We start from the raw sequence: 6,294 nt of genomic DNA, 5'->3' as shown, positions 1-6,294 counted from the left end.
ATCAGCGACCATCACATGACAGGGACGTCATGTGCTGAAGCCAGAGGGGGCGAGCTTGCTCGCCGTGACGAGCGGTATCAGCCTAACGAGCATCCAGTGAATGCTCGCAGTAGGTTGATATCGTGAGTGTCATTAGCCCCGCAGCGTGTCGGTGGGGTAGACCCTTTGTTCGACTTTTTATACAAACAAAAATAGATCAGTTATTTTTCCAGATTGGTATAAGCTAAGGGTCGCCTTGATTTAATATCGCAATCAACCAGGTGTTTATGTATCAGTTAGTCGAGATCCAAGCACAACATAACGCTGATATGAGTCGTATTATTAAGCAAGTGGGTGCAGAGTTCGGTGCTGTAGGAGACGGCTTTGGCCCAGGCGACCCTGAAGTACTTTGTATGAGTGAGCATTATTTATTAGCAAACCGTAGCCGCTATATAGTGGCGCTTGTTAATGATCAAGCTGTCGGGGGAGCTGGCATTGCGCCTATTCAGCACAATGGGGATACTTGTGAGCTTAAAAAGTTATTTTTATTGCCCCAGTACAGAGGCCATGGCATTGGTTTGGCACTCACACAGGCCTGTTTAGTTTTTGCCCAGCAACAAGGCTATCAAGCGTGTTATTTAGATACGCTAGCTAATATGACAGCGGCAATACGTTTATATGAAAGTGTTGGTTTTAACCACCTCACCCAGCCCATCGCAGGTTCAATACATGGCGGCTGTGATGTGTGGATGCTAAAAACGCTGAACAGAGATACGCCACCGGCCATTCTTCCCTAAGCTCATTTACACCAAGTATCCTGTGCTCAAATAAAAAAGCCGCCATCAACTGATGGCGGCTGCATTATTTAGCTCTTGCTCAAGACGTTTGTTTTTCGCGCTCAATAGCACGATAAGCAATATCGTGACGATAGAAAACACCTTGCCAGCGGATCTGCTTAGTTACCGCATACGCATTGGCTTGTGCCTCTGTTACCGTCTTACCTAATGCCGTGGCGCACAATACACGGCCACCAGAGGTCACTAGAGTGCCATCTTGTATGGTGCTGCCGGCATGAAAGGTTTTACTAATGTCAGTTTCTGCAGGAATATGGGTAATAGCATCACCTTTGCGATAGCCATCTGCCGGATAACCCCCAGCTGCTAACACCACACCCACAGCGGCACGAGGGTCAAACTCAGCCGTCACGTTATTTAGCTCACCCTTGCAAGCGGCCAAGCACAGCTCAACCAAGTCAGACTGCAAACGCAGTAATATGGGTTGAGTTTCTGGATCACCAAAGCGACAGTTAAATTCAATGACCTTGGGCTGACCAGCCTTGTCGATCATTAAGCCGGCATACAAAAAGCCTTTATAAATATGGCCTTCTGCCGCCATGCCGCGCACGGTCGGCATGATCACCTGATCCATAATACGCTGATGAATTTCAGGCGTCACCACAGGTGCTGGGCTATAAGCGCCCATGCCGCCGGTATTAGGGCCAGTATCGCCGTCACCTACCCGTTTGTGATCTTGACTGGTCGCCATAGGCAGAACGTGCTCGCCATCTACCATCACAATAAAAGAGGCTTCTTCACCGTCTAAAAAGTCTTCAATAACCACGCGGCTACCGGCCTCGCCAAAGGCATTACCCGATAGCATATCGTGCACCGCATTTTCGGCCTCTGCCAAGGTCATGGCAACAATCACGCCTTTACCGGCGGCAAGACCGTCGGCTTTAACCACAATAGGGGCGCCTTTTTTGCGCAAATAGGCAATCGCCGGTTCCACTTCGGTAAAGTTTTGATACTCGGCACTGGGAATATTCTGGCGAGCCAAAAAGTCTTTGCTAAATGCTTTAGAGCCTTCCAACTGCGCCGCAGCGGCAGAAGGGCCAAAAATGGCCAAACTCTCAGCTTCAAAGGCATCCACCACACCCACAACCAATGGCGCTTCTGGGCCGACAATCGTTAAGCCAATCTGCTCTTGTTTAGCAAAGGCTAACAAGCCTTGAATATCGGTGGCGGCAATGTCTACGTTTGTTAGGTTCGCTTCAAGCTCGGTACCGGCATTACCGGGGGCGACAAACACTTGGCTTACCTGAGGTGACTGCGCCGCTTTCCACGCCAATGCATGCTCACGACCACCACCACCAATGATTAATACTTTCATCAATTTTGTTCCTCTAAATGTATAAAGCAACTGTAGAAAACTAAGAGTTGTATGCGTGGCCAAATAAAACAAGGCGGGGCAAAGAGTATTACTAAGCCGACCGTGAAATGCCAGGGATGGCATTTCCGAGCCCCCATGGATGGGTTTATGGCGAGTCGGTGTGTGATTTCTTTGTCCCGCATGCTACCCAGTAGTCATACAACTCTGTTTTTCTACTAGTGGCGAAAGTGACGCATGCCGGTGAATACCATGGTCATACCATGCTCATCCGCCGCCTTAATCACTTCATCATCACGCATAGAGCCACCGGGCTGAATAACACAACTAATGCCCGCTGCTGCTGCCGCATCAATTCCATCACGGAACGGGAAGAAGGCATCAGAAGCCATCACAGAACCTTCTACCTGCAAATTCTCATCTGCCGCCTTAATACCGGCAATTTTGGCAGAGTAAACACGGCTCATCTGGCCCGCACCCACGCCAATGGTTTGTGCATCTTTGGCATAGACAATGGCGTTAGATTTAACGTATTTAGCCACTTTCCAGCAGAACAATAAATCTTGTAACTCAGCGTCTGTGGGCTGGCGCTTACTGACGACTTGCAGATCATCTAATCCCACCATGCCTTGATCACGGTCTTGTACTAAAATACCACCGTTCACTCGCTTAATATCACGGCCTTGTGTTTTGCTAGTCCATTGACCCGAGACCAACAAACGGAGATTTTTCTTCTCTGCGACGACCGCCTTGGCTGCCTCAGACACTTGAGGGGCAATAATCACTTCCACAAACTGGCGCTCAACAATGGCCTTGGCCGTCACTTCATCTAGCTCACGGTTAAAGGCAATAATGCCGCCAAAGGCAGACGTTGGGTCGGTTTTAAAGGCTCGGTCGTAGGCTTCAAGCAGATTCTCGCCTAATGCCACACCACAAGGATTGGCGTGCTTTACAATCACACAGGCGGGGCCATCAAACTCTTTAACGCACTCTAATGCCGCATCTGTATCATTAATGTTATTAAAAGATAACGCCTTGCCTTGCAGCTGAGTGGCCGTGGCTACCGAGGCTTCATCAATATTATTTTCTACATAAAAAGCGGCACTTTGATGGCTGTTTTCGCCATAGCGTAAGTCTTGCTTTTTAGTGAACTGATAATTAATGGTACGCGGAAAAGCGGACTGTTCGTCGGCTGCGTGGTAAGCCGGTACCATGGTGCCAAAGTAGTTGGCAATCATACCGTCGTACTGGGCGGTGTGTTCAAAAGCGGCAATGGCCAAACTAAAGCGGGTGGCTTGGGTTAGGCTGTTGTGACCGGCATCCATTTCGCTAAGTAAACGGTCGTAATCGCAGGCGTTCACCACAATAGCGACATCGTTGTTGTTTTTAGCCGCGGCACGTACCATAGTTGGCCCGCCAATATCGATGTTTTCGATCGCATCTTCGAGGCTGCAATCGGCGTTGGCCACAGTGTTAGCAAAGGGGTATAGGTTGACTACTACCATGTCGATGGGGGCGATGGCGTGCTCGGCCATAATGGCATCGTCTGTACCGCGGCGACCTAAAATGCCGCCGTGTACTTTAGGGTGTAGGGTTTTTACTCGGCCATCCATCATTTCAGGAAAACCGGTATAATCAGACACTTCAGTAACAGGTAAACCCTGTTCGGCTAGCAGGCGGGCGGTGCCACCGGTAGACAAAAGTTCAACGCCGCGCTCGTGTAAGCCTTGAGCAAAAGCGACAATACCGTCTTTGTTAGACACGCTCAGTAGAGCGCGGCGAATGGGGCGAGCAGTTTCCATGGTTTCTCGTTCCTATAACGATCTATTGGGGGGTTTGGTAAAATCGGCGACCTTATCGTCGACTTTACCAAACCGCCTAGCACATTAAGCCTAAAGACTCATACGCCAGAAACGCAGGGCATATTCTACTGTATTTTGCCACGGCTTGTGTGACTATTTATGTTAATGGCCTGAATTTTTAAAGAGTAAGAGTCGAATTTTATTCGCTTGCAGGGAGAGTAATGCATGTTTCGAATTGGTGAACTCGCAAAGCACTTTGGTGTAAAAGCCGATACCTTGCGTTTTTATGAAAAAGAGGGCTTATTATCACCTAGCTCGCGTACCGATGCGGGGTATCGGGTATACAGCGAAGAAGATAAGCGCCGGTTACATTTTATTTTGCGTAGCAAGCGGGTGGGGTTCACCTTAAAAGAAATTGATGAGCTGTTATCATTACGCGTTAGCAGTTGCGAGGTGACTTGTGCCCAAGTCAAAGCCGTGGCCGACACTAAAATACAAGAGGTTGCGGAGCGCATTGCCGAGTTAGAGCAGTTTCAACATTCGCTTAAGCAGTTGTCTGATGCCTGCTGTGGTGGGCTCGAAAGCGCCGAGCATTGCTCTATTTTAGAAGCGCTGGATGGCAAAAAAATAGCCGATGATAATAATGCCCGTTAATAGAAAGCTGGACGCTAAATCGTAATCCCAAGCGCTTAGCTGTTTTAGTCTTTAACTGACCGCTCACTGCTGCCCAAAAAACTTTTCTCACCGTTGCCCAAAGGGCTGGAGTTATTTATGTATGCACGTTTTGGCTGGGGACTCAGTGTCGGCCAATGGTTTATTTTTTTACTGGCTAATGCCCTAGCACTGCCCATTATTTTAGGTCAGGCCTTTGGTTTAGCAGGGGCTGAGGTGGCGGGCTTAATGCAACGCACCTTGCTATTAGTTGGCTTAAGCTCGCTGGTACAAATTTGCATTGGTCATCGCTACCCAGTAGCAGACGGGCCGGCAGGCTCTTGGGCGATTGTGTTTATTGTGATGGCTTATATTGGCCGGGCGCAAGGCCACGAAGGCGGTGAAATATTGCGCCTATTAGCCGGTGGTGTGTTAGTCGCGGGGGGCATTATGCTGGTGTTGGGGGTGGCTAAACAAACCCACCGCTTGTTGTTTTTATTTACCCCCTTGGTCACGGGCTGCTTTATGTTGTTGTTAGTGATCCAGCTGTCGGGGGTGTTTTTTCGTGGCATGGTGACAGATCCGCAAACCGGCTTAATGACAATGCCGGTGGCCGGTATTGGGTTATTGGTGTTTATTGGTGTTTTGCTCTGCTCTTTTAGTCGTTATGCCATAGTACGTACTTATGCGGTACTCATGGGTATAGTGGCCGGCTGGGGGGCCTTTGCTATTTTTGGTTTAAGTGGTGAAGCCTTGCCTAACACGGCATCGGGCATACAGTTACCTGCATTATTTGCCTTTGGCTTACCTAAGCTTGATTTAGGCATGCTGGTGGTGGCAGTGCTCTTTTCACTGTTATTAGTGTCTAATCAGGTGGCGGCGATTACCGCTATTTCCACTGTGGTAAAGGGTGAGCAGCCCAGTATGAAAAATGCGTTAAATGGCAGCAGTCTGGCCTCGGGGATCAGCCATATCATGGCCGGAGGCTTATCTACCATTGCCGTGGTGCCATTGCCCATTACCGCAGGTTTTATTCAATTGACCAATGACCAAAGACGAGCGCCTTTTATGCTCGCTTGTGTCTTACTGGCTGGTGTTAGTTTATTTCCGGCGGCTGTTGGGTTCTTATCCTTACTGCCGGCACCTGTGGCAAATGCGGCTTTGCTGGCCGCGTTTATTAAACTGGTGATGTTGGCCTTTCAGTTATTAACCAAATACCCACTTGATCAGCGCTCTGGTACTATTTTAGGCGTGACTGTATTACTGGGCGTCGGTTGTATGTTTTTACCACCCGAGCTGTACCGTGATTGGCCAGGCTTAGCGCAATATCTATTGGGTAATGGTTTGTTAACCGGCACTTTAATTGTGTTAGTTATGGAGCAAGTGTGGCGGAAAACCGTTTAAAAGAGAGCTGAAAGCGATAACATAGCAGCTGGAAGTTTACACCTAAAGCAACACTGACAAGCTAGATATAATCTAAAGAATATATAAGGAAACGAACCATGATTGAATTTACGCTACCCGATATGACCTGTGGCCACTGTGTTGGTGCTATCAATGAGGCATTAACGGAGCTGGATCCTGACTGTGAAATTGAGTTTGATCTACTTAATCATCTTATTACGGTTAACAGCAGTGCGAGTGAGCAACAGCTCGTTAGCACCTTAACGGATGCCGGTTATCCGCCTAAAGCGAG

At 48.6% G+C, this 6,294-nt stretch carries 6 protein-coding genes; 4 read left to right on the top strand and 2 right to left on the bottom strand.

Translation table 11 applies throughout. From position 1 onward, the window contains the following. Positions 1-266 precede the first annotated feature (266 nt). The gene (locus ACTHY5_RS02165; RefSeq protein ID WP_441875754.1) at positions 267-776 is read left to right on the top strand and encodes a GNAT family N-acetyltransferase; all 510 of its coding nucleotides are present in this window, start codon (positions 267-269) and stop codon (positions 774-776) included. A 79-nt stretch (positions 777-855) separates the two neighbouring features. Here the strand turns inward: ACTHY5_RS02165 and purD are convergent, their stop codons facing one another. Together purD and purH are read right to left on the bottom strand one after the other, a co-directional pair. Beyond that, positions 856-2,148, bottom strand: coding sequence for a phosphoribosylamine--glycine ligase (gene purD / locus ACTHY5_RS02160; protein ID WP_441875751.1), 1,293 nt, complete (start codon positions 2,146-2,148; stop codon positions 856-858). A gap of 215 nt (positions 2,149-2,363) precedes the next feature. After that, entirely contained in the window at positions 2,364-3,947 is a 1,584-nt protein-coding gene (gene purH, locus ACTHY5_RS02155) for a bifunctional phosphoribosylaminoimidazolecarboxamide formyltransferase/IMP cyclohydrolase (RefSeq protein ID WP_441875748.1), read from the bottom strand. A gap of 225 nt (positions 3,948-4,172) precedes the next feature. Between purH and zntR the strand changes: the two genes are divergently transcribed. From zntR to ACTHY5_RS02140, 3 genes are all read left to right on the top strand, one after another. Beyond that, positions 4,173-4,601, top strand: a complete 429-nt coding sequence (gene zntR / locus ACTHY5_RS02150) for a Zn(2+)-responsive transcriptional regulator (RefSeq protein WP_441875745.1) — start codon at positions 4,173-4,175, stop codon at positions 4,599-4,601. A gap of 117 nt (positions 4,602-4,718) precedes the next feature. Beyond that, on the top strand, positions 4,719-6,002 hold the full coding sequence (locus ACTHY5_RS02145; RefSeq protein ID WP_441875742.1) for a purine/pyrimidine permease: 1,284 nt from the start codon (positions 4,719-4,721) through the stop codon (positions 6,000-6,002). Between the two features lie 98 nt (positions 6,003-6,100). Further along, the coding region (locus ACTHY5_RS02140) for a heavy-metal-associated domain-containing protein (protein WP_441875739.1) at positions 6,101-6,294 on the top strand (194 nt) is incomplete at its 3' end.

Source organism: Oceanisphaera sp. (assembly GCF_052084945.1).
Taxonomy (GTDB): domain Bacteria; phylum Pseudomonadota; class Gammaproteobacteria; order Enterobacterales; family Aeromonadaceae; genus Oceanimonas.
Note: the sequence above shows the minus strand (reverse complement) of the source record. Positions and strands in the feature narration are given on the sequence as shown.

What these genes read in the sequence shown, in the direction of transcription:
- ACTHY5_RS02165 (WP_441875754.1), top strand. Translation starts at nt 267, where the DNA reads ATGTATCAGTTAGTCGAGATCCAAGCACAACATAACGCTGATATGAGT.
- purD (WP_441875751.1), bottom strand. Translation starts at nt 2,148, where the DNA reads ATGAAAGTATTAATCATTGGTGGTGGTGGTCGTGAGCATGCATTGGCG.
- purH (WP_441875748.1), bottom strand. Translation starts at nt 3,947, where the DNA reads ATGGAAACTGCTCGCCCCATTCGCCGCGCTCTACTGAGCGTGTCTAAC.
- zntR (WP_441875745.1), top strand. Translation starts at nt 4,173, where the DNA reads ATGTTTCGAATTGGTGAACTCGCAAAGCACTTTGGTGTAAAAGCCGAT.
- ACTHY5_RS02145 (WP_441875742.1), top strand. Translation starts at nt 4,719, where the DNA reads ATGTATGCACGTTTTGGCTGGGGACTCAGTGTCGGCCAATGGTTTATT.